The 21,472-nt window shown below is 68.2% G+C and carries 20 protein-coding genes; 7 read left to right on the forward strand and 13 right to left on the reverse strand.

The window, feature by feature from the left end; genetic code table 11:
• Nucleotides 1-17: 17 nt before the first annotated feature.
• Nucleotides 18-932 (forward strand): alpha/beta fold hydrolase, encoded by a 915-nt coding sequence (locus tag AC3WMA_RS05145; RefSeq protein ID WP_492284300.1) that lies wholly within the window; start codon nt 18-20, stop codon nt 930-932.
• 22 nt (nt 933-954) lie between these two features.
• The gene (locus AC3WMA_RS05150) at nt 955-1,812 is read left to right on the forward strand and encodes a patatin-like phospholipase family protein (RefSeq protein WP_492284301.1); all 858 of its coding nucleotides are present in this window, start codon (nt 955-957) and stop codon (nt 1,810-1,812) included.
• On the opposite strand, the gene AC3WMA_RS05155 is transcribed toward AC3WMA_RS05150, so the two are convergent.
• Nucleotides 1,772-2,536 (reverse strand): ArsR/SmtB family transcription factor, encoded by a 765-nt coding sequence (locus AC3WMA_RS05155; protein WP_492284302.1) that lies wholly within the window; start codon nt 2,534-2,536, stop codon nt 1,772-1,774. The genes AC3WMA_RS05150 and AC3WMA_RS05155 overlap by 41 nt on opposite strands.
• Before the next feature lie 87 nt (nt 2,537-2,623).
• Between AC3WMA_RS05155 and AC3WMA_RS05160 the strand changes: the two genes are divergently transcribed.
• Nucleotides 2,624-3,367, forward strand: a complete 744-nt coding sequence (locus AC3WMA_RS05160; protein WP_492284303.1) for a sulfite exporter TauE/SafE family protein — start codon at nt 2,624-2,626, stop codon at nt 3,365-3,367.
• 104 nt (nt 3,368-3,471) lie between these two features.
• Complete coding sequence (locus AC3WMA_RS05165) at nt 3,472-3,723, forward strand: hypothetical protein (RefSeq protein WP_492284304.1); 252 nt, start codon at nt 3,472-3,474, stop codon at nt 3,721-3,723.
• A gap of 3 nt (nt 3,724-3,726) precedes the next feature.
• On the opposite strand, the gene AC3WMA_RS05170 is transcribed toward AC3WMA_RS05165, so the two are convergent.
• Entirely contained in the window at nt 3,727-4,191 is a 465-nt protein-coding gene (locus AC3WMA_RS05170) for a nucleoside deaminase (RefSeq protein ID WP_492284305.1), read from the reverse strand.
• 684 nt (nt 4,192-4,875) lie between these two features.
• On the opposite strand from AC3WMA_RS05170, the gene AC3WMA_RS05175 reads away from it, so the two are divergent.
• Nucleotides 4,876-6,543: a pseudouridine synthase gene (locus tag AC3WMA_RS05175; RefSeq protein WP_492284750.1), complete on the forward strand. Its 1,668-nt coding sequence runs from the start codon at nt 4,876-4,878 to the stop codon at nt 6,541-6,543.
• A 3-nt stretch (nt 6,544-6,546) separates the two neighbouring features.
• On the forward strand, nt 6,547-7,110 hold the full coding sequence (rsmD, locus tag AC3WMA_RS05180; protein WP_492284306.1) for a 16S rRNA (guanine(966)-N(2))-methyltransferase RsmD: 564 nt from the start codon (nt 6,547-6,549) through the stop codon (nt 7,108-7,110).
• 18 nt (nt 7,111-7,128) lie between these two features.
• Here the strand turns inward: rsmD and AC3WMA_RS05185 are convergent, their stop codons facing one another.
• The 10 genes from AC3WMA_RS05185 to AC3WMA_RS05230 all read right to left on the reverse strand — a co-directional run bounded on the left by AC3WMA_RS05185 (nt 7,129) and on the right by AC3WMA_RS05230 (nt 19,576).
• Nucleotides 7,129-7,425, reverse strand: a complete 297-nt coding sequence (locus AC3WMA_RS05185) for a putative quinol monooxygenase (protein WP_492284307.1) — start codon at nt 7,423-7,425, stop codon at nt 7,129-7,131.
• Between the two features lie 42 nt (nt 7,426-7,467).
• The gene (gene mutL / locus AC3WMA_RS05190; protein ID WP_492284308.1) at nt 7,468-9,273 is read right to left on the reverse strand and encodes a DNA mismatch repair endonuclease MutL; all 1,806 of its coding nucleotides are present in this window, start codon (nt 9,271-9,273) and stop codon (nt 7,468-7,470) included.
• A gap of 159 nt (nt 9,274-9,432) precedes the next feature.
• Nucleotides 9,433-10,758: a phosphoglucose isomerase-related protein gene (locus AC3WMA_RS05195; protein ID WP_492284309.1), complete on the reverse strand. Its 1,326-nt coding sequence runs from the start codon at nt 10,756-10,758 to the stop codon at nt 9,433-9,435.
• Between the two features lie 36 nt (nt 10,759-10,794).
• Complete coding sequence (locus tag AC3WMA_RS05200; protein ID WP_492284310.1) at nt 10,795-12,090, reverse strand: M16 family metallopeptidase; 1,296 nt, start codon at nt 12,088-12,090, stop codon at nt 10,795-10,797.
• 53 nt (nt 12,091-12,143) lie between these two features.
• Nucleotides 12,144-13,433, reverse strand: coding sequence for a M16 family metallopeptidase (locus AC3WMA_RS05205; RefSeq protein WP_492284311.1), 1,290 nt, complete (start codon nt 13,431-13,433; stop codon nt 12,144-12,146).
• Nucleotides 13,434-13,579: 146 nt separating this feature from the next.
• The gene (locus AC3WMA_RS05210) at nt 13,580-14,221 is read right to left on the reverse strand and encodes a hypothetical protein (RefSeq protein WP_492284312.1); all 642 of its coding nucleotides are present in this window, start codon (nt 14,219-14,221) and stop codon (nt 13,580-13,582) included.
• 74 nt (nt 14,222-14,295) lie between these two features.
• Nucleotides 14,296-14,778 (reverse strand): signal peptidase II, encoded by a 483-nt coding sequence (gene lspA, locus AC3WMA_RS05215; protein ID WP_492284313.1) that lies wholly within the window; start codon nt 14,776-14,778, stop codon nt 14,296-14,298.
• Complete coding sequence (gene ileS / locus AC3WMA_RS05220; RefSeq protein ID WP_492284314.1) at nt 14,778-17,840, reverse strand: isoleucine--tRNA ligase; 3,063 nt, start codon at nt 17,838-17,840, stop codon at nt 14,778-14,780. Before ileS ends, lspA begins: the two co-directional genes overlap by 1 nt.
• Nucleotides 17,841-18,040: 200 nt before the next feature.
• Nucleotides 18,041-19,024: a bifunctional riboflavin kinase/FAD synthetase gene (locus tag AC3WMA_RS05225; protein WP_492284315.1), complete on the reverse strand. Its 984-nt coding sequence runs from the start codon at nt 19,022-19,024 to the stop codon at nt 18,041-18,043.
• A gap of 96 nt (nt 19,025-19,120) precedes the next feature.
• On the reverse strand, nt 19,121-19,576 hold the full coding sequence (locus tag AC3WMA_RS05230; protein ID WP_492284316.1) for a MaoC family dehydratase: 456 nt from the start codon (nt 19,574-19,576) through the stop codon (nt 19,121-19,123).
• A 493-nt stretch (nt 19,577-20,069) separates the two neighbouring features.
• Between AC3WMA_RS05230 and AC3WMA_RS05235 the strand changes: the two genes are divergently transcribed.
• A complete protein-coding gene (locus tag AC3WMA_RS05235; RefSeq protein WP_257732403.1) occupies nt 20,070-20,456 on the forward strand; it encodes a response regulator in 387 nt (128 codons plus the stop codon).
• Between the two features lie 127 nt (nt 20,457-20,583).
• Here AC3WMA_RS05235 and AC3WMA_RS05240 read toward each other — a convergent pair whose 3' ends face one another.
• Nucleotides 20,584-21,453, reverse strand: a complete 870-nt coding sequence (locus AC3WMA_RS05240) for a TIGR01459 family HAD-type hydrolase (RefSeq protein WP_492284317.1) — start codon at nt 21,451-21,453, stop codon at nt 20,584-20,586.
• Between the last annotated feature and the right edge of the window lie 19 nt (nt 21,454-21,472).

The raw sequence follows: 21,472 nt of genomic DNA on the forward strand, positions 1-21,472 counted from the left end.
GCGCTATGCTGCCGCCCATGGCGAACATCGACAGTCTCTTCCCCGGCTTCAAGGCGCATTGGATCGACGGGCCGCTCGGCAAGATCTTCGCGCGCGTCGGCGGCGAAGGCCCGCCGCTGGTGCTGATCCACGGCTTTCCGCAGACCCATGCCGAATGGCACCGGCTGGCGCCGGAGCTGGCCAAGACCCACACCGTCGTCTGCCCCGACCTGCGCGGCTATGGCTGGTCGGCCGCGCCGCATGGCGATGGCGGCCAGGAGACCTACACCAAGCGCGGCATGGGCGAGGACATCGTCGCGGTGATGCAGGCGCTCGGCCATATCCGCTTCGGCGTGATCGGCCATGATCGCGGCGCGCGCGTCGCCTATCGCCTCGCCCTCGACCATCCCGGCCGCGTCGAGCGGCTCGTCCTGCTCGACATCCTGCCGACGGTCTCGATGTGGGAGGGCATGAACGCGGCGCGCGCCATGCAGGTCTATCACTGGACCTTCCTCGCCCAGCCTGAGCCGATTCCCGAGAACCTGCTCAAGGCAGACCCGGTCGGCTGGCTCGATCGCACCATCGCGAGCTGGAGCCGCGCGAAGAATCTCGACCTGTTCGACCCGCTGGCGATGCAATCCTATGCTGAATCCTTCAGCGATCCCTCGCGCAGCCATGCGGCCTGCGAGGATTATCGCGCCGGCGCCACGACCGATATCGAGCACGACAAAGCCGATCTCGCGGCGAACAAGCGCATCCTCTGCCCAGTGCAGGTGTTGTGGGGCGAGGCCGGCATCCCGGCGAAGGGCGCAAGCCCGCTCGACGTCTGGCGCGAGACCTTCGCACCGCAGGCCGAGGGACAGGCGATCGACAGCGGCCACTTCCTGCCGGAAGAGAACCCGCAGGCCACACTGGCGGCACTGAGGCCGTTCCTGACGCGTTCTGCGGCCTGAACAGCAAGACGGAACCAAGGGCATGCCGGGTTCCCGCACCGCCGAAAGGACGCCCGAGATCGCCCTCGTGCTCGGGGCCGGTGGAGCGCGTGGCCTCAGCCATATCGCGGTGCTGGAGGCCTTTGACGAGCTCGGCGTGAAGCCCGCGCGCATCGCCGGCTGCTCGATCGGCGCGATCATCGGTGCAGCCTATGCCGCCGGGCTGTCCGGCCGGGAGCTGCGCGAGCATGCGCTGTCGACCTTCCGCGACCGGGCGCGAGTGATCGCGCGGCTTCTCGATTGCCGCGTCGGCAAGCTCGCCGATCTCGTGCGCGGCCTCGGCAATCCCGTGCTGATCGATGGCGAGCGCCTGCTCGACCTGTTCTGGCCGGAGGCCGTGCCCGATCGTTTCGAGGAGCTGGCGATCCCGTTCACGGCGATTGCCGCGGATTACCATCGCCACAGCGTAGTCATGCTGCATGATGGACCATTGACCCCTGCTGTCGCGGCCTCGCTTGCCATCCCCGGCCTGGTCCGGCCGGTCGCGCTCGGCGGGCGCGTGCTGATCGATGGCGGCGCGATCGATCCCCTGCCCTATCGGGAGTTGCTGGCGCCCAGCCGCATCGTCCTCGCGGTCGATGTCAGCGCGCCGATGACCGAGCCGGGCGAAGCGCGCATTCCCGGCGCGATGGAGGCGCTCGTCGGCGCCTCGCAGATCCTGACGCGCACGCTGGTCCAGCGCCTGATCGAACAGGAGCCGCCGGATATCCTGATCCGTGCCGGTGCCGACGGCGTCGGTGGGCTCGATTTCTTCAAGGCGAAGACGATCCTCGCGGCAGCCGAGCCGATCAAGGAAGAGGTCAAGCGAGCGCTGGAACGGGCTCTCGAATCGCGGGGCTGACTGGCTCCGGTGCATCGCAGCGGAAACCGGGAAGCGTAGCCTCCAGAACCGTTCTGCCCTCCTCAGTCAGGATCACGGCGCGGCTATCCTTGCGGCGGCGGACCCAGTCCATCTCGAAACAGCGGCAGGCGAACGAGGCCGCGAGATGGCCGGCGAGGTGCGGCCGGCGCTCGCTCCAGTCGAGGCAAGGGCGCAAGGCGGCGCGGCGGCTCCTGGCGGTGGCGTCGGGATCGAGGCCGAGCGCCCTGAATATCGCCTTGCCCGAGGCGGTCAGCGCATAGCCGCCCTCGCTCGCGGCGAGATGGCCGCCCGCCATCAGCGCATCGTGAATGCCGATGCCGAGCCTTCCGGCGAAATGGTCGTAGCAGGTGCGGGCCTGGCTCAATTCGGCACCGACGCGGGACGGCAGGCGCCGGCTCGTGCCGTCGAGATTGGCCAGCACCATCAGCCCTTCCAGCGCCGTCGCCACCTCGGGCCCGGTCAGCCGGTAGTAGCGATGGCGCCCCTGCACGGCGACATCGATCAGCTTGCCCTGCATCAGCTTGGCGAGATGCCCGCTTGCCGTCTGCGGCGCGACGCCGGCGATCCAGGCGAGCTCCTTGGCCGTCAGCGCGCGGCCGTTCATCAGCGCGTGCAGCATGTTGGCGCGGGCCGGATCGCCCATCAGATGGGCGATCTCCGCGAGATAGGGGCCTTGCGTGCTCATGGCCGCATGATGCGCCATCGCCGCCGCGCCGCAAGCAGGAACACTACGGCAAGGGCCGTAGCGTCGGGCCGCGACAGGCGCCCATGGCAATGCCAAAAGCAGGGCATGGACAACACGACTCTTCTCATCTTCGTCACCGCGACCTTCGTGCTCGCCGGCTTCGTCAAGGGTGTCATCGGGCTGGGACTGCCGACCATCGCGGTCGGCATCCTCGGCGTGGTCATGGCGCCCGCGCAGGCGGCGGCGCTGCTGGTCGTGCCCAATCTCGTCACCAATGGCTGGCAGATCGCGACCGGCCCAAAGCTCGGGGCCACGCTGAAGCGGCTCTGGCCGATGCTTACGACCATCTGCCTGGGCACCTGGGCTGGCGCCGGGTTGCTGCAACAGCAGAAGGACGGCAGTGCCACGCTCTGGCTCGGCGCCGCGCTTGTTCTCTATGCGCTCGTCGGTTTGAAGGCGGCGAAGCTGCGCGTACCGCCGCGCTGGGAAGGCTGGCTCGGGCCGGTGATCGGTTTCACGACGGGCGTCGTCACAGCCGCGACGGGCGTGTTCGTACTGCCGGCCGTGCCCTATCTGCAGGCGCTTGGCTTCGACAAGGACGAGCTGGTGCAGGCGCTCGGCATCTCCTTCATCGTCTCGACGCTGGCGCTGTCCTTCGGCCTGATCGGGGCGGGAGCGCTCAACGGCACCGTCGCCTGGCAATCGCTGCTGGCGCTCGTCCCTGCGCTGATCGGCATGGGCGCGGGACAATTCATCCGCAGCCGCATCTCTCCGGCGACTTTCAAGATCTGCTTCTTCGCCGGCCTGCTGGCGCTGGGAGCGTATCTCTGCTGGCGCAGCCTGGCCTGATGGTCCGGCCCTTGCTTGGGAAGTAAGGGCTGGACCTCGCCGGGCTTAACCAAGCGCTAACCATACGGGCGCAGCCTCGGCCGGCAGAAACGGGAGCGGCTCGCATGGAAGCCTTCACCATGGTCATCATGGCCTGCGTCGCCGGCGAGGCGCATTGCGCCACGAGCCGCGTCAGCGAAATGGGCTTCACCACGGCACAGGCCTGCGAGGCACGGATCGACGACATCGCTCGCACGATGACCAAGGAGTTCGGCAAGCGTCCGGAGTTCAAGGGTCGGCAGGTGACCTATGACGTCTCCTGCATGGACCGCGCGCAGCTCGCGGCGAAGTTCGGCATCGCCTCGTCGGATACGTGAGCCTTAACGCCGCTCGCGGAAGAAATCCCGGAGCAGCGCCGCGGCCTCCGTCTCGCGCAGGCCGCCATAGACCTCCGGCGCATGATGGCAGGTCGGGCTCTCATAGAGCCTGACGCCGTTCTCGACCGCGCCGCTCTTCGGATCACCGGCGCCGAAATAAAGCCGCCTGATCCGGGAGAACGAGATCGCCGCCGCGCACATCGGACAGGGTTCGAGCGTGACGTAGAGATCGCAGCCGATCAGTCGTTCGCTGCCGATCGCCTCGCAGGCGAGCCGAAGCGCCAGCATCTCGGCGTGCGCCGTCGGGTCCTTCAGCTCCAGCGTGCGGTTGCCGGCGCTGGCAAGGATCGCTCCGTCACGCACCACCACCGCGCCGACCGGCACCTCGCCGCGCGCGGCGGCAGCCTTCGCCTCGTCGAAGGCAAGCGCCATGGCATCGGCGGTGGATGAGTGTTGCGGCAGCGACATCGAAAACCCCAGCTTTGACGCTCGCAGCGAAGGAAAGCCTCTGCTACAAGCGCCGGTCATAGCGAATAAGCGAGCCAGGCCTTTCCCGCAAAGCGGTTGTGCTCGGCCGGCTCAGGAGCAAGCATGAAAGACGACGACAACAACAGAGGCCGCGGCCCACGCAAGGGCGGTGGCGCCGGCGGCCGTGGCCCCGGCCCCGGTGGCAAAGGCTTTGGCGGCAAGTCCTTCGGCAGCCGCCCCAGTGGCGAAGGTCGCGGGCCCGCGCGCGACGGAGAACGCAAGCCGTTCCGCAGCCGCCCGGCCCGCGATGAGCGCCCGGCCCGCGACGGCGAGCGCAAGCCCTTCCGCGGCCATTCGGCTGGTGACGAGCGTCCGGCCCGCCGCTTCGAGCGCCCTGCCGGCACTGAGGGCGAGGCTCCGCGCCCGCGCCGCTTCGATGGCGACCGCCCGGTCCGCGCCAGGACCGAGGGCGAAGGCCGCAATTTCCGCGAGCGCTCGGGCGATGAGCGCCCGCGCCGCACGGGCGACCGCCCCTTCGCAGGCCGCGACCGGCCGCAGGGCGACCGGCCGCCGCGTGGCGAGGGCCGCGACGGCGAGAAGCGTTTCTCGCGCCCGCGTTCGCCCCGTTTCGAGGGCCAGGACGATCGTCCGCGCCGCCCGCGCGCGGCTGAGCCCGAGCGCAAGCTGATCACGGCCGACGAACCCGAGCGGATCGCCAAGGTGATGGCGCGCGCCGGTGTCGCCTCGCGCCGCGACAGCGAAGCGATGATTGCGGAAGGTCGCGTCAGCGTGAACGGCACCGTGCTGGACAGCCCGGCCCGCGACGTGAAGCCGACCGATATCGTGCTGATCGACGGCGAGCCCTTGCCGGCCCGGGAGCGCACGCGGCTGTGGCTCTACCACAAGCCCCGCGGCGTGGTGACGACCAATTTCGACCCGGAAGGCCGGCCGACCGTCTTCGACGTGCTGCCGGAAGACCTGCCGCGCGTGCTGACCATCGGCCGGCTCGACATCAACACCGAAGGCCTGCTGCTGCTGACCAACGATGGCGGGCTGGCGCGGGTGCTGGAATTGCCGGAGACCGGCTGGCTGCGCCGTTACCGCGTGCGCGCCTTCGGCGAGGTGACGCAGGACGTGCTCGATACGGTCAAGGACGGCGTCACCATCGATGACGTCCATTACGGACCGGTGATCGCGCGCTTCGAGCGCCAGCAGGGCTTCAACACCTGGCTGACGGTCGATCTGCGCGAGGGCAAGAACCGCGAGGTCAAGACCGTGCTCGAGCATCTCGGGCTGACGGTGAACCGCCTGATCCGCATCTCCTTCGGCCCGTTCCAGCTCGGCGAGCTCGAAGAGGGCGAGGTCGACGAGATTCGATCGCGCGTGCTGCAGGACCAGCTCGGCACCGAGCTCGCGGCCAAGGCCGGCGCCGATTTCGAATCGCCGCGCCGCGACGCCCTGCCCGCCGCGCCGCGCCCGGCCCCGGCCGGCGACGATCGCCCGCGCCGCCGCCGCGACGAAGCCGGCCGCGACGACGAGCCGGCCCGCGCGCCGCTGCGCGGCGACAAGCCCTGGACCCGCACCGTCTGGCGCGATGCCGAGACCGAGCCGCAGCGCGAGCGCAAGGCCCCGCCGCGCCGCGGCGCCGACCCGAAGCTGGAGCGGCAGGAGCGCGAGGCCACCGGCGACGTCAAGCGCCGCCGCGACACGCCGATCGCCGATCCGAAGGGCCGGCGCGTGCTGGTCGAGCGCGTCCGCGCGCCCGTTTCGGAAGAACGCGCTGCTCCCGAACGCGAGAGCAAGCGCAGGCCCGACCGCAAGCCGCGCCAGGAGCGTGGCCGCGAAGAGCGTGGTGGCGACGAGGCACGCACGTCGCGTCCTCTTACCCGCACCGGCGGAGACGAAAGGCCGGCACGGCGCCCGCGCAGCGAGGCCGGCGAACGCGATCGCGGTGGTGACCGGCCGTGGGAAGATCGCGCACCGCGCGGCGAGCGTCCTGACCGCCCGCCCCGTGACGGCGCTGAGCGCCCTGCCCGCGCCTTCCGCGAGCGTTCATCGGAGGAGAGGCCGCGCGGCCGCAGCTTCGGCGACAAGCCTGCCGGCAAAGGCTTCGGGGGCAAGAGCTTCGGCGGGCGGTCTTCCGATCGGCCGGGCGATGACCGGCCCCGCGGCCGCAGCTTCGGCGACAAGCCGGGCGGCAAGAACTTCGGAGGCCGTTCCTCCGAGCGCCCTGCCGGTGGCGGACGCCCCTTCGGCGGCAAGCCTGGCGGTGGGCGACCGGGTGGCGGCAAGGGTCCGCGCCCCGGCGGCGGTGGCAGAGGTCCCCGTCCCGGTGGCGGCAGCCGCGACTAAGCGATGCGGATCGTCGGCGGACGCCTGGGCGGCCGGCCTCTGGCCGGCCCGAAACCGGGGATCGGCAGCATCCGGCCGACCTCGGACCGCCTGCGCGAATCCCTGTTCAACGTGCTCGTCCATGCCTATGGCGACGCGATCGAAGGCGCGCGCGTGCTCGATCTCTTCGCCGGCACGGGCGCGCTCGGCTTCGAGGCCTTGTCACGCGGCGCGGGCTTCGCCCTGCTGGTCGATGACGGCACGGAGGCGCGCGGCATCATCCGCGAGAACCAGATGGCTCTCGGTATCGCCGGCTTCAGCCGCATCTTCCGCCGCGACGCCACCAAGCTCGGCCCGATCACCGGTATGGCGCCGTTCGGCCTCGTCTTCTGCGACCCGCCCTATCGCAAGGGGCTGGGCGAGAAGGCGCTCGTCTCGGCCCGCGAGGGCGGCTGGCTGGCACCGGACGCGCTGATCGTGCTGGAAGAGGCTGCGGATGCCGAGATCAGCCTGCCGGAGGGCTTCGAGGAGCTGGAGCGGCGGGCATATGGCGAGACGCAGGTGATCCTGCTCAGCTCCAAACGATGAGTCTCACGGCATTCACGCTCAGTCGGTCGGGTTGAAGGCGTCCATCAGGATATAGGTGCCGGGCGCTTTCTGATGAGCATCGATCTGGGGCACCAGGCGGCGGAAATGCTCCGTCGCGCAGTGATGATCCAGTGCGGCGCGATCAGGCCATGTTTCGATGAAGACGAAGTGGCCCGGCTCCTTCTGATCGACGAACAGGTCGTAGCTGATGCAGAGCGGCTCCTGCCGTGTCAGCGCGACAAGCTCCTGGTAGAGCGGCGCGACGATACCGATGGCGTCGGCCTTGATGAAATCCTGAGCGATGACCTTGAGCACGCTGTTTCCTTCGCTTCGGCGAGGGTTATCCCGCCGAGCCCCTCATCGCCGCCCGAACAGCCGCTCGATATCGCTGAGCTTCAACTCCACATAGGTCGGTCGGCCGTGGTTGCATTGGCCTGAATTGGGCGTGATCTCCATTTCGCGCAAAAGCGCATCCATCTCCTCGGGGCGCATGCGGCGGCCGGCGCGGACCGAGTTGTGGCAAGCCATCGTCGCGAGCACATGGTCGAGCCGGCGCTCCAGCGACCCCGCCGTGCCGTGTTCGGCGAGCGCATCCGCGACATCGCGGACGAGGCGCTGGAGATTGCCGCCGGCGAGCTGGCTCGGCGCCTCGCGGACCAGAACCGCGCCCGGACCGAAGGATTCCAGCACGAGGCCGAGGCTTTCAAGCTCGCTGCCGGCAGCGATCAGCCGGTCGGCATCGACCGGGTCGAGTTCGACCACCTCGGGCAGCAGCAGGGGCTGGCGGGTGATGCCGTTGCGGGCGCGCTCGGCCTTGAGGCGTTCATAGACGAGGCGCTCATGGGCGGCGTGCTGGTCGACGATGACGACGCCTTCGCGGGTCTGGGCGACGATATAGGTCTCGTGGACCTGGGCGCGGGCGGCGCCAAGCGGCCGGTCGAGCGCGTCCGCCGAAGGCTCGGCGAGATGGGCGCGGGCATCCGCCGAGGGCGCGGCGAAATCGGAGAAGCCAGATTGCGGGGCGCTGGTCGTAAGGGGGGCTGGCGCGCCCCAGCTTGGCGCCTGTGGGAAAGCGGGGCGCGGGATCGTGTTGCCGCTGCCGCCCATCGAGAGCACGGCGCGGAAGGCATCGAGCGTGCGGGCGCCGCCCGTCGTGGTGGCGCGGTGGCCGGCTGCGGCGAGCGCCGCCTTCAGGCCGGAGACGACGAGGCCGCGCACCAGCGCCGGATCGCGGAAACGGACCTCGCTCTTGGCCGGGTGGACGTTGACGTCGACCGAGCGCGGATCGCAGCCGACATCGAGGAAGAGCACGGGATGCCGGTCGGAGGGCACGACATCTGCATAGGCGCCGCGCACGGCCGAGAGCAGCAGCTTGTCGCGCACCGGGCGGCCATTGACGGCGAGATGCACGCCGGCCGAGGTACCGCGATGGAAGGTCGGCAGGCCGGCGAAGCCTGAAATGCCGAAACCTTCGCGTTCCGCCTCGATGCGCAGCGCGTTCTCGGGGAAGTCGCGGCCGAGCGCGCGGCCGAGGCGGCGTAACAGGGCCTCCTCCCCGATCGGCTCGGCCGGCCAGTCGAAGGCGCTGATATGCTCGCCCTCCAGCGAGAAGCGGATCTCGGGATGGGCGATGGCGAGCCGCCTGAGCATCTCGGAGACCGCCTGCGCCTCGGCGCGGTCGCTCTTGAGGAATTTCAGGCGGGCAGGCGTGAAGATGAAGAGGTCCGAGACCTCGATGCGGGTGCCGGGCGCCGCCGCGACGGGGCGGACTACGCCCTTCTCGCCGGCCTCGACGACGAGGCCGGAGCCCTGCGCGGCATCGCGGCGGCGCGTCGCGATCGAGAGCCGGGCGACCGAGCCGATCGAGGGCAAGGCCTCGCCGCGGAAGCCGAGCGTGTCGATGGCGAAGAGGTCGCCGTCGGGGAGCTTCGAGGTGGCATGACGGTCGACGGCGAGTTCGAGGTCATCAGGCGTCATGCCGGCGCCGTCATCGACGACGCGGATGAGTTCGCGGCCGCCGCCCTGGATGGTGACGGCGATCGAGCGCGCGCCGGCATCGATCGCGTTCTCGACCAGCTCCTTCACGGCCGCAGCCGGCCGCTCGATCACCTCGCCAGCGGCGATGCGGTCGACCAGGACGGGATCGAGGCGGCGGACGGTCATGGGGCTCTAGCGGTCATCGGAAAACAGGGCTCGTCATTCTCGGGCGGAGCGAAGCGCAGACCCGAGAATCTCCGGCAGGAAGAGGCTCCCGAGCCTTCGTGTCCTGGGATGCTCGGGTCAAGCCCGAGCATGACGGCCACCCGCAAGGTTCGCTGCGACTCAGGCCCGCCCTTCGGCAAGATAGCGCTTGGCGAGGAGCTTCGCTTCTTCCACGGCCGGCTGGTCGAACGGATCCACGCCCATGGCGTAGCCGGTCAGGATCGTCTCCAGCATGAAATGCATCAGCATCTCGCCATGGCTGGTCTCGTCGATGCGCTCGACATGGAAGCGGCGCACCGCGCAACCGTTCTTGGCGAAGGTATCGATCATCGCGATGCCTTGCGCCGCGACGAGGTCGCCGATCGTCTTGCCGGCGAAATCGGCCTGACCGATCTTTTCCGCCAGGGCGGCGTCGATCTGCGGGCCCTTGCCTTTCACATGGGTCGTGATGACCGTGAAGACCTTGTCCTTGGGGCCGGCGAGGTAAAGCTGCTGCTGCGAATGCTGGTCGACGGGGCCGAGCGCGCCGACGGGCTGCGTGCCCTGCCCGTCCTTGCCGAGGCTCTCGGCCCAGAGCTGCATCCACCAGCGGGTGAGCAAGGCAAGCTTGTCGGCATAGGGCATCAGCACGGCGATGTTCTTGCCCGAGCGCATCGCGGCGAGATGCAGCGCCGCACCGACGGCAGCCGGCGTCTCGCGGACATCCTTGCCGGCGAAGAGCGGCGCGACCGCGCGGCCAGCGCCGAGCCTGAGCGCCTCGATATCGAGGCCGAGCACGGCGGCGGGCAGCAGGCCGCAATTGGTCAGCACGGAGTAGCGGCCGCCGACATCGGTGTGATGCTCGAGGAAGGGCGTGCCGAAGGGTTCGAGCAGCGCGCGCAGCGGATGCAGCTTGCCGGATTTCGCCGGTTCGGAGAGCCCCTCGAAATGCGTACCGATCTGCTGATCGGTCAGATGCGCGCCGCGCAAGGCCTCGATCGCGGCGATCGATTGCAGCAGGGTCTCGCCGGTGCCGCCCGATTTCGAGATGGCGACGAATTTGGTGGTCTTGAGCGGGAGCTTGGCGAGCAGCGCGGCATAGGTCGCGGGGTCGAGATTGTCGATGAAATGGACGCGCACGCCGGAGGTGAACTGCGAGAGCCCGGCGATACCGTAGCCGGTGAGCTGCGCCAGCGTCTGGCCGCCGAGGCTGGAGCCGCCGGTGCCGAGCACCAGCACGTCGGTGGTGCCGCCAGCCTTGAGGCGCTCAGCTGCGGCCTTCACGGGGCCGAGATCGGCGGTGTCGCTCGGCAGCTTCAGCAGCGGCAGCGAGCCATCCTTGGCCTGCGCCTGCAGCTTCACCAGCGCGGGCTTGAGATCGGCCAGCGCCGTCTCGAAGGCCGCATCGGGAATACCGCCCTTGCCGACCTTGGATTCGAGCGCGAGATCGAAGCTTTGCTGAAGCATGAACCTATCCGTATCGACGAGAAGACGAAGGCTATTTCAGACCAGCGCGACGGGCTTGCCAACCGCCTGGACGAGCAGTTCTGGGTTGCCGAACAAGCGCTTGGCGACGCGCTTGACATCGTCGAGCGTGACGGCCGCGAAGAGGCCGTTGCGACGGGCGAGGAAATCCGGCGTGTCGCCGCGCAGCGCCAGCGCCAACAGTTCTCCGGCGATCTTCGGCGAGGTGTCGAAGCGCAGCGGGTAGGAGCCGATGATGTAGCGCTTGGCCTCCTCGACCTCATGCTCGGTCGGGCCCTCCTCGGCGAGCTTCAGCATCTCCTCGCGGATGACCTTCATCGACTCCGCCGCGCGATCGTTGCGGGTGGCGGTGCCGCCGACCAGCATGGCACTCTCGCGCATCGGCATCAGGCTGGACGAGACGCCATAGGCGAGGCCGCGCTTCTCGCGCACCTCCATGAAGAGACGCGAGGTGAAAGCGGAGCCGCCGAGGATATGGTTCAGCACGCTGGCAGTGATGAAATCCGTATCATCCCACATCAGGCCCGGCCCGACGAAGCGCAGCACGGTCTGCGGCACGTCGAGATCGATGACATGGGTCTGGCCGAGGCCCTGGATCGGCAGGGGCTGCGCCGGGCGCTGCCGCGGCTCGCCCTTGGGCAGATCGCCGAAGAGCGCATCGAGCCGGCCGGCAAGCTCAGCCGCGGTGATGTCCCCGACGACGACGATCTTGAGGCCGGCGCGGTCCATGAGGGTGGGCCGCAGCGCCTTCAACGCCGGGGCTTCCAGCCTGGAGACGCTGTCGATATCGCCCTTCTCGGGCCGGCTATAGGCATGCCCCGGAAAGGCCGCGGCATAGAGCGCGTTGCGGCACATCACTTCGGGATTCTTCGCCTGACGCTGCAGGCCGGCGATGACCTGCGCACGGACACGGGCGACCGCGTCAGCATCGAAGCGTGGCTTGTTGAGCGCCAGCCCGAGCAGCTCGAAGGCAGTCTCGCGATGCGTGGACAGCGTCTGCAGATAGCCGTGGAAATCATCGCGGCGGGCCTCGAAGCCGAGGCTGATCGCGTGGTCGGCCATGCGGCCCTGGAAGGCCTCGGCGTCGAGATCGCCGGCGCCCTCGTCGAGCAGGCCGGAGATCAGGTAGGCGCTGCCGGCGGCATTGTCGGGATCGCGGCTGGCGCCGCCGTCAAAGGCGAAATCGACCGCGATCAACGGCAGGCTGTGCTCCTCGACCAGCCAGGCCTCGACGCCGCCAGGCGAGCGGACGGTCTGGACGGCGATGGCGGGGCCGGCCGTGTTGAGCTTGGGCGTCGGAATCGGGGCGTTCATGTCGCTTCCTGTCGGCGGAGCAGGGACTCCGCCCGTTCGGTGAGACGGCAGTGTCAGGCGGGCAGCAGCAGGCCGGTGACGCTGCGATCAGGCTTGAGGTAACGGCGCGCGGCCTCGATCACGGCATCGCGGCCGACAGCCTCGATGCGCTGCGGCCAGGCGAGCACATCCTCGACCGTCTCGCCGACGGCCAGCGCCGAGCCGAAGATGCGGGCGAGCGAGGACTGGTTGTCGCGGGCGAAGATCGTCTCGGCAACCAGCCGGGTGCGGGCGCGGGCCAGTTCCAGTTCGGTCGGCCCATCGGCCAGGAAGGCGGCGAGCGCCGCATCGAGCCCGGCTTCCATCGCCGCCATCTCGACGCCGGGGCGCGGGCTGGCGGAGATCTGGAAGGCGGCGCGATCGACCATCGAGCTCATGAAATAGGCGCTCGCGCCGGCGGCCAGTTCGTCCTCGACGCAGAGCTTGCGATAAAGCCGCGAGGTCGTGCCACCGCCCAGAATCTCGGCGACGAGTTCAAGCGCGAGGACCTCCTCGCGCTCGCCGCTCGTATAGGTCGGGGTCAGCCAGCCACGCCGCAGCGAAGGCTGCTGCACGCGCGGATCATTGAGCTGCACGCGGCGCGAGGCGCGCGGTTCCGGCTCGATCGGGCGGGAGCGGACGGGCGCCGCGCCGCGGGCCGCGATCTTGCCATAGGTCTCCTCGGCGAGGCGGCGGACCTCGGCGGCATCGGTATCGCCGGCGACGACGAGGATCGCGTTCTCGGGCGTGTAGAAGCGCTGGTAATAGGCGAAGGCGTCGTCCCGGCTCAGGCGCTCGATCTCGTGCTCCCAGCCGATGATCGGCGTGCCGTAGGGGTGATGGAAGAACAACGTCGCCGAGAATTCCTCGCCGAGCTGGGCGGAGGGGTCGGAATCGACGCGCATGCGCCGTTCTTCGAGCACCACGTCACGCTCGGGGGCGACCACGGTCTCGTCGAAGGAAAGGCCGGTCATCCGGTCGGCCTCGTAGTCCATCATCGCGCGCAGATGCTCCTTCGGCACCCGCTGGAAATAAGCGGTGTAGTCGAAGGAGGTGAAGGCGTTCTCCTGGCCGCCGAAGCCTGCGACGATCTTGGAGAACTCGCTGGCGGGCCAGCGTTCGGTACCCTTGAACATCAGGTGCTCGAGGAAATGGGCGATGCCGGACTTGGCCGACGGATCATCAGCCGAACCGTTGCGATACCAGACCATATGGGTGACGACCGGAGCGCGCCGGTCCTTCACCACCACGACATCGAGGCCATTGGCCAACCGGAAGGATTCGACCGGCTCCGCCTGGTCGCTCCGGTGCGCATGGATGTTCACCTGATGCCGTCTCCTCGATCGAAAAAAGGGCGGGCGCGACGCGCCCGCCCTTCTGGACAACTTGGTCAGGCAACCCTGCTTCGGCAAGGGGCAATCGGACCGGCGATCACGCCCGTGCGATCACGCTCCGTCCGATGCCGGCCTGCTCACTGCATGACCGGGCCGCGCCCGGTCACGAACTCGCGCTGGCCGGTGGCTTGCGTGTCTTCCTTGGGCCCGCCCGCACCCGGGCCGAAGGCGGCCGTCGCAGCCGGGCGGCGATAGCCGGTCGGCGGCTCGGTCAGGGTACGGCGCGGCGGCTCCTCGCCATGAAGAGCGGCGCTTTGGTCGATCTGGTTCTGGCGCGCGGCAAGCTCGCGGCCGATCCGGATCGGCTGGATCTGGTTGTTGTAGTTGTTCTGTTCCTCGGTGAAGCGCGGGCCTTCCGTGGGACGGGTGGTGCGGCCGCGACGAACCTCCTGCGGCGACATCATCGGGTTGTTGCGAACCCCGAGAGCCGGCACGTAGGGAGCCGGGTTGGCCTCGTCCCTGCGGCGCTGCACGTCCGGATCGTTCGGCCAGGCGGCGTTGCGCTCGCTGCCCGCCTGCTGTGGGCGCGGCAGGGTCGAGTTCGGCGGCACGACCAGCGGGGCGCGGGCGCGATAATCGATATCCGGATCGCCCCCCCTGCCCAAGACACCTTCCATCAGGTTCTTGAACAGCATGCCGTCCTGCGCGAAGGCCGGCGAAGCGGCGAGCACAAGCCCGCCGGCGATGAGCAGATGAGCCACGCGGACGCGTTTGGCCATGTCAAATCTCCCTTCGGACAATCTCGCCTCGTCTCAAAACCCAGACGAACGGCAAAACAATGGCGAAACCGTCGTTAAGCTGTCTTTTCTGCGCTCGGGCGGAAGGACTCATATAGCAGACCGAGCACTCCGACAACGATCGCAACGTCGGCGATGTTGAAGATATACCAGCTGAAGCTGCCCCAGTGGAAATGCACGAAGTCGACCACCGCGCCATAGACGGCGCGATCGACGCCGTTTCCGAGCGCCCCGCCGATGATCAGCGCGAGACTGAACACGCTGAAAGCTCGCGGCTCGCGCCACATCCAGCGCCAGAGCCAGATGGCTGCGACGAAGGAGATGACGACGAGGAACCAGCGGCCGAGATCCGTGCCCTGCTGGAACAGGCCGTAGGAGATGCCGCGGTTCCAGGCCAGCACGATCGTCAGGAACGAGGTGAGATCGTACGGCCCGTTCTGGGCCAGCCCGACGCTGTAGAGCAGCCACCATTTCAGGAGCTGATCGGCGACGAAGACGATCAGGACCGTCAGCAGGCCAAGGCGACGGGCGGACGTCATCAGGCGCGCACTCCCAGCTCCTTGAGCGCCTTGGCGTCGCGCGGCGTGACCTGGGGATAAGCCTTGTCGGCCGTGGCCGGGTCGAAATATTTCCAGGATCGGGCGCATTTGATGCCGGCAGCACGATGCGGCACGACCGCGACGCCCGGCACGTCGGCGAGGCGGAAGGCATCGGCCGGCCCCTCCCCGCTCTCGACGCGGATGCCGGAGGTGATGCTGATCTCGGCGAGATCGGCCCCGGACAGCGCGGCATAGAGATCGCTGTCGGAGACGAAGACCTGCGGAGCCGCCTCCAGCGAGGAGCCGAGGCGCTTGGCCGCGCGCTCCAGCTCCAGCGCGCCGGTGACGACACGGCGCACGCGGCGGATCTTGGCCCAGCGCTCGGCCAGCTCCGGATCGAGCCACTCTGCCTTGGCCGCGACGAATCGTTCGAGATGGACCGAGCCCTCGCCCGCCTTCTGGTCGGGATAGCGATCGAGCCAGGCTTCCTCGGCGGTAAAGACCAGGATCGGCGCGAGCCAGGTCGTGAGGCAGCGAAAGAGATGGTCGACGACGGTCAGCGCGCTCTTGCGGACATGGCTGGAGAGCGGATCGCAGTAGAGCGCATCCTTGCGCACGTCGAAATAGAAGGCCGAGAGCTCGGTGTTCATGAACTGCGAGAGCAGGAAAACGACCTTCTTGTAGTCGTAGGTGCGATAGGCCTCCTCGACCAGCGGCCCAAGCTCCGCAAGCCGGTGCAGCATCAGCCGCTCAAGCTCCGGCATGGTCTGCGGATTGGAGACGCGGACATCCTCGCTGAAATGGGCGAGCGTGCCGAGCATCCAGCGCATGGTGTTGCGCAGCTTGCGATAGGTCTCGACGAAGGTCTTGAGGATCTCCTTGCCGATGCGCAGGTCGTCCGAATAATCGGCGGCCGCAACCCAGAGGCGCAGGATGTCGGCGCCCGAGTCCTTGATGATGTCCTGCGGGGCGGTGACGTTGCCCTTCGATTTCGACATCTTCTCGCCCTTCTCGTCCAGGCAGAAGCCATGGGTCAGGACGATGTCGTAGGGCGCCCGGCCGCGCGTGCCGCAGCTTTCGAGCAGGCTCGAATGGAACCAGCCGCGATGCTGGTCCGAGCCCTCGAGATACATCACGCGGTCCTTGCCGCCATCGCCGCGACGGCGCGCGCGCAGGTCGCCCCGCTTCTCCAGCGTGAAGGCATGGGTCGAGCCGGAATCGAACCAGACGTCGAGCACGTCGGTGACGCGCTCGTACTGCGCGGGATCATAGCCGAAGGGCTTGAGGAAGCGGGCGCCGTCCGTATCGGTGAACCAGGCATCCGCGCCTTCGGCCTCGAAGGCCTCGGCGATCGCCGCGTTCACGCGGTCGTCGACGAGGATCTCCTTGGTCTCCTTCTCGACGAAGACCGTGATCGGCACGCCCCAGGCGCGCTGGCGCGAGACGACCCAGTCCGGCCGGTTGGCGATCATGCCGGTGATGCGGTTCTCGCCGGCGGCGGGGACCCATTCCGTCTCCTTGATTGCCTTCAGCGCGCGGTTGCGCAACGTATCGGTGTTGCCGCCCGCGACCGGCTGCGGATCGGCCGCATCCGGTGCGCCGGCCTCGCCGATCGGCTTGTCCATGGCGATGAACCATTGCGGCGTGTTGCGGAAGATCACCGGCTTCTTCGAGCGCCAGCTATGCGGGTACTGATGCTTCAGGCGGCCCCGCGCGATGATGTTGCCGGCCTCGACCAGCGCCTTGATGACGACATCGTTGGCGTTGCCCTTGTCGCCCTTGTCGGTGATGACCTGCGCACCCTCGAAGCCCGGAGCCTCCTTGGTGAAGCGGCCATCGGCGTCGACGGTATAGGGGATGCGGGTCTCGATGCCGCGCTCGGTGAGCTGGCGGCCATTGGCCATCCAGACGTCGAAGTCCTCGCGACCATGGCTGGGCGCGGTGTGGACGAAGCCGGTACCGGCATCGTCGGTGACGTGGTCGCCATCAAGCAACGGGACGACGAAGTCGTAGCCGCGGCCGCGCAGCGGGTGGGCGGCCTGCGAGAACTCAAGCTGTTCGGCGGAAACATCGTCGACCAACTCAAACGCTTCGACCTTTGCGGCCTTAAAGACACTTTCAGCCAGGTTCTTCGCAAGGACGTAGGTCGCGCCGGTCTTGGCCCAATTGTTCTCGGGCGCAGCCGTAACTTTGTAGAGGCCGTAGGCGACCTTGTTGCTGTAGGAGATTGCGCGATTGCCCGGGATCGTCCACGGCGTGGTCGTCCAGATAACGATCGACGCACCGGCCAATCGCTTGGCTTTCTCGAATTCCGGCCCAACGCGAGAACCACCTACATCGCCGCTAGACGCGTCTGTGATCGGAAACGCCACGAAGATCGTGTCGCTCGTGTGCTCCTCGTACTCGACCTCGGCCTCGGCGAGCGCGGTCTTCTCGACCACCGACCACATCACCGGCTTCGAGCCGCGATAGAGCTGGCCGGTCTCGGCGAATTTCATGATCTCGCGGGCGATCTGCGCCTCGGCCGGATAAGCCATGGTCAGATAAGGATGGGCCCAGTCGCCCTCGACGCCCAAGCGCTTGAACTCCTCGCGCTGGACGTCGACCCAGTGCTCGGCGAAGGAGCGGCATTCCTTGCGGAACTCGACGACGGGGACATCGTCCTTGTTCAGGCCCTTGGCGCGGTACTGCTCCTCGATCTTCCACTCGATCGGCAAGCCATGGCAGTCCCAGCCCGGCACATAGTTGGAATCGTAGCCGAGCATCTGCTGCGAACGCGTGACGAGGTCCTTGAGGACCTTGTTCAGCGCATGGCCGATATGGATGTTGCCGTTGGCATAGGGAGGGCCGTCATGCAGGACGAAACGGTCCCGCCCCTGCCCCGCTTCGCGCAGCTTGCGGTAGAGATCCATCTTGGCCCAGCGGGCGAGCAGCTCCGGCTCGCGCTGCGGCAGGCCGGCGCGCATCGGGAACTCGGTCTGGGGCAGGAAGAGCGTCTGCGAGTAATCGACGCCGTCGGCAGCGGTCTCGGCGGCTTTGGCGGTGTTGGTCTTGTCGGTCATCATCCGGCTCGGACAGTCGGGACGGCGGGCCGGTCGGGGCCTCGGGCGTCCACGCGTAAACGGGAAAAGCGGTCTTCAACCCGGACTGCGCAAACGCCCACGCTCTTCAGCGCGAGGCGGCAGCCGGGCCCGTAATTCGCCGGGAAAGATCGATCAGCATGGCGCGTTCTGCGGGCATGAGGGCTTCTAGCAGGCGCGGCTCAAGGAAGGAAGGCCAGCGTCTCCGCCAGAATGTCGCGTGCGCGGGCGCTGTCGGCGTCCATCTGGACGATCAGCGCCTCCAGCGAAGCGAACTTCTCCTCGCCGCGCAGCCAGTCGACGAAGGCGACATCGACGCGCTGGCCGTAGAGATCGCCGGAGAAATCGAAGACGAAGGTTTCGAGCCGCGGCGCGCCGTCGTCGAAGGTCGGACGGCGGCCGAAGCTCGCGACGCCATCATGCCAGACGCCGTCGATCTTCATCCGGACCGCATAGATGCCATGGCGCAGCTTGCAGTCGCGGGCGAGCTGCATGTTGGCGGTGGGATAGCCGAGCTCGCGCCCGCGCTTGTCGCCATGAGCGATCAGCCCCCGCACCAGCCAGGGCCGGCCGAGGAACTCCGCCGCGCGCGAGACATCTCCGGCTTCCAGCGCCGTGCGGATCAGCGTCGAGGAGACAGGCTCGCCCTTCCAGCTGAAAGGCGGCACGACCGCGACCGGAATGCCGGCGGCGAGGCCGTGAGCCTGCAGCATCTCAGGCGAGCCGGTGCGGCCCTTGCCGAAATGGAAATCGTAGCCGCAGACGAGGCCGGCGGCACCGAGCCGGCCGATCAACAGGTCATCGACGAAGTTTTCCGCGGGGATCGCTGCGATCTCGCGATCGAAGGGCAGGACGAAGACCTGCGGCAGGCCGGCTTCCGCCAGCAGTTCCAGCTTGAGCTGCGGCGAGGTCAGCCGGAAGACCGGCTCGTCGGGCCGGAAGACGCTGCGCGGATGCGGCTCGAAGGTGAAGGCCGCCGGCCTGCTTCCAAGCTCGCGACCGAGAGAAGCGGCGCGGTGCGCAAGCTCGGCATGGCCGCGATGGACGCCGTCGAAATTGCCCAAGGCCAGGACGGCACCGCGCAAGGCGTCGGGCATGGGCTTGTCGAGGTCGAGGACCACGGCCGTCGGCTCGGGGCGGACAGACTCATCGGCTTGGGATGGCATCAATCGGGAACGTCCACCTGCCCTCACAAACAGGGCGATGACCGTCTTTGCGGCGAAGGCCGGCGAGGCGTCAAGGCCGCGAGGCGTCGGAAGGCCTCAAACGCGCGGACTCGGCGGCATCGCGACCCAGGCCTCGCCCTCCATCACCGCCTTGCCGTCGACGAGGCACTCGCAGAAGAAGCGGGCCCGACGGCGCTCGGCAACCAGTTCGACGACCTCGACACGCGCGGTGACGACATCGCCGATCTTGACCGGAGCGAGGAAGGTCAGCGTCTGCGAGAGATAGACCGCGCCCGGCCCCGGCAAGCGCGTGCCGAGCAGCGCGGAGATGAGGCTCGCGGTCAGCATGCCATGGGCGATGCGCTGGCCGAACTTGGTATTGGCCGCGAAATGGTCGCAGAGATGGATCGGATTGGCGTCGCCCGAGAGTTCGGCGAAGAGCGCGACATCCCGCTCCATCACGGTCCGCATCAGGCTTTCGCTCCGGCCGACGGCCAGATCCTCGAAGGCGTGGACGGTGTAGAGCCCGCCAGACATCGGCTGAACTGTCATGGATCCCGCACGGCCCATGGGCCTGTGCCCTCCTGTCTGCGATCGGGTTAAGCATCTCGCAACCGCAACATCAGCGCAATTGGACTTTGGTGCGGCGCACCTTAGAGCCTCTAACAGAACCTGGCGGGGTCTCGACGTCGGCAATTCGTCCGTTCCGCCAGGAGCGGGGTGAAGCCGATACCGTTGGTATCGGCAAGCGCCGCGACGCCGCGGGCGGTCGAATTCCCGGCGCCGAAGGTGGGTTTTGGAGGGCCGCCTGCGGCGTCGGACCGACTTGCCGATATCTAAGGATATCGGCTGCGCGCTCCTCCTGGCATGCGTCTCCTCCAAAGCCCATCGAGACCCCGCCAGATTCTGTTAGAGGCTCTTACTCCCCTTGCGTCAGTTCGCAATTGGATTAACCGGTTCGCAAGGCGCGCCCGCTATCAACTCAGGCGAACGGCACGGCGCTGGTATCTCCCAGCACCGCGACCGTCATGCCTGGAGCATCAGAATGGCTCTCGACCCGTCCATGCCGATCCTCGTCGTCGACGACTACCAGACGATGGTCCGCATCATCCGCAACCTGCTGAAGCAGCTCGGCTTCGAGAATGTCGACGATGCCTCGGACGGCTCCGCAGCCATCTCGAAGATGCGCGACAAGAAGTACGGCCTCGTGATCTCCGACTGGAACATGGAGCCGATGAGCGGCTTCGAACTGCTCCAGAAGGTCCGCGAGGAGACGGCGCTGTCAGAAACACCGTTCATCATCGTCACCGCCGAATCGAAGACTGAGAATGTCGTCGCCGCCAAGAAGGCCGGCGTCAGCAACTACATCGTCAAGCCGTTCAACGCACAGACGCTGAAGACCAAGATCGAATCGGTCTGCGCTGCGGCCTGAAGGCCCGCCCTGCCGAGGCGCACCATGCTCGGGCTTGACCCGAGCCTCTCCTCAACCAGAGCCTTTCCGGCCTTAGATTCTTGGGGCGCGCCGCTTGGCTCCGCCCGAGAATGACAGCGGCTGTTTCTCACCACACCAGATGCGGCATGGCATAGGCCGGGCGGTGCGTCTGCCGGCCGAACCAGCCATGGCGCTCCTCCCATGAGGCTTCCATCAGATCCTGGGCGTGGATGCCGGCCAGCACCATGATGCCGGCCGCGCCGAACGCGTCGGCACCGGCGATATCGGTGCGGATCGCATCGCCGATCGCGCAGATCCTGTCCCGGGCGATCGCACGCCCCTTCGCCTTCTCGGCTGCCGCGACTGCCGCCTCATAGATCGGCCGGTGCGGCTTGCCGGCATAGATCACCCGGCCGCCGATCTCCTCATAGGCCAGTGCCACGGAACCGGCACAGGGAATGATGCGCCCGCCGCGCTCGACGACGAGGTCGGGATTGGCGCAGATCAGCGGGAGCCCGCGCGCGGCGAAGCCGGCGAGCAGGTCGGCATAGGTCGCCGCGGTGTCCTTCTCGTCGTCGAACAGGCCGGTGCAGAGCACATAGGCCGCCTCTTCAGGGGAGGTCTCGCGCACGTCGAGCCCGGCGATGAGCGGCAGGTCGCGATCGGGGCCGAGGCGGAACATCGGCTGGCCCGCCCGCTCACGGATCAGCGCACGGCAGACATCGCCGGAGGTGACGATCGCATCCCAGGCCTCGCGCGGCACGGCGAAACCATCGAGCTGGCCGACGATGACATCGGCCGGGCGCGGGGCATTGGTGACGAGGACGACGCTGATGCCGTGCTCGCGCATCCGCATCAGCGCGGCAATCGCGTCGCGATAGGCGGCGACACCGTTATGGACCACGCCCCAGACATCGCACAGGCAGAGATCGAAGCGATCCGCGACCTCGGAGAAACCCGAAAGCGGAAGGGTGGAAGCGATCCCCGATGACGACACTGTCTCGATCTCCGGCTGG

It is taken from the genome of Allobosea sp. FW305-C-101, assembly GCF_058783685.1.

What these genes read in the sequence shown, in the direction of transcription:
- AC3WMA_RS05145 (WP_492284300.1), top strand. Translation starts at nt 18, where the DNA reads ATGGCGAACATCGACAGTCTCTTCCCCGGCTTCAAGGCGCATTGGATC.
- AC3WMA_RS05150 (WP_492284301.1), top strand. Translation starts at nt 955, where the DNA reads ATGCCGGGTTCCCGCACCGCCGAAAGGACGCCCGAGATCGCCCTCGTG.
- AC3WMA_RS05155 (WP_492284302.1), bottom strand. Translation starts at nt 2,536, where the DNA reads ATGGCGCATCATGCGGCCATGAGCACGCAAGGCCCCTATCTCGCGGAG.
- AC3WMA_RS05160 (WP_492284303.1), top strand. Translation starts at nt 2,624, where the DNA reads ATGGACAACACGACTCTTCTCATCTTCGTCACCGCGACCTTCGTGCTC.
- AC3WMA_RS05165 (WP_492284304.1), top strand. Translation starts at nt 3,472, where the DNA reads ATGGAAGCCTTCACCATGGTCATCATGGCCTGCGTCGCCGGCGAGGCG.
- AC3WMA_RS05170 (WP_492284305.1), bottom strand. Translation starts at nt 4,191, where the DNA reads ATGTCGCTGCCGCAACACTCATCCACCGCCGATGCCATGGCGCTTGCC.
- rsmD (WP_492284306.1), top strand. Translation starts at nt 6,547, where the DNA reads ATGCGGATCGTCGGCGGACGCCTGGGCGGCCGGCCTCTGGCCGGCCCG.
- mutL (WP_492284308.1), bottom strand. Translation starts at nt 9,273, where the DNA reads ATGACCGTCCGCCGCCTCGATCCCGTCCTGGTCGACCGCATCGCCGCT.
- AC3WMA_RS05195 (WP_492284309.1), bottom strand. Translation starts at nt 10,758, where the DNA reads ATGCTTCAGCAAAGCTTCGATCTCGCGCTCGAATCCAAGGTCGGCAAG.
- AC3WMA_RS05200 (WP_492284310.1), bottom strand. Translation starts at nt 12,090, where the DNA reads ATGAACGCCCCGATTCCGACGCCCAAGCTCAACACGGCCGGCCCCGCC.
- AC3WMA_RS05210 (WP_492284312.1), bottom strand. Translation starts at nt 14,221, where the DNA reads ATGGCCAAACGCGTCCGCGTGGCTCATCTGCTCATCGCCGGCGGGCTT.
- lspA (WP_492284313.1), bottom strand. Translation starts at nt 14,778, where the DNA reads ATGACGTCCGCCCGTCGCCTTGGCCTGCTGACGGTCCTGATCGTCTTC.
- ileS (WP_492284314.1), bottom strand. Translation starts at nt 17,840, where the DNA reads ATGACCGACAAGACCAACACCGCCAAAGCCGCCGAGACCGCTGCCGAC.
- AC3WMA_RS05225 (WP_492284315.1), bottom strand. Translation starts at nt 19,024, where the DNA reads ATGCCATCCCAAGCCGATGAGTCTGTCCGCCCCGAGCCGACGGCCGTG.
- AC3WMA_RS05230 (WP_492284316.1), bottom strand. Translation starts at nt 19,576, where the DNA reads ATGACAGTTCAGCCGATGTCTGGCGGGCTCTACACCGTCCACGCCTTC.
- AC3WMA_RS05235 (WP_257732403.1), top strand. Translation starts at nt 20,070, where the DNA reads ATGGCTCTCGACCCGTCCATGCCGATCCTCGTCGTCGACGACTACCAG.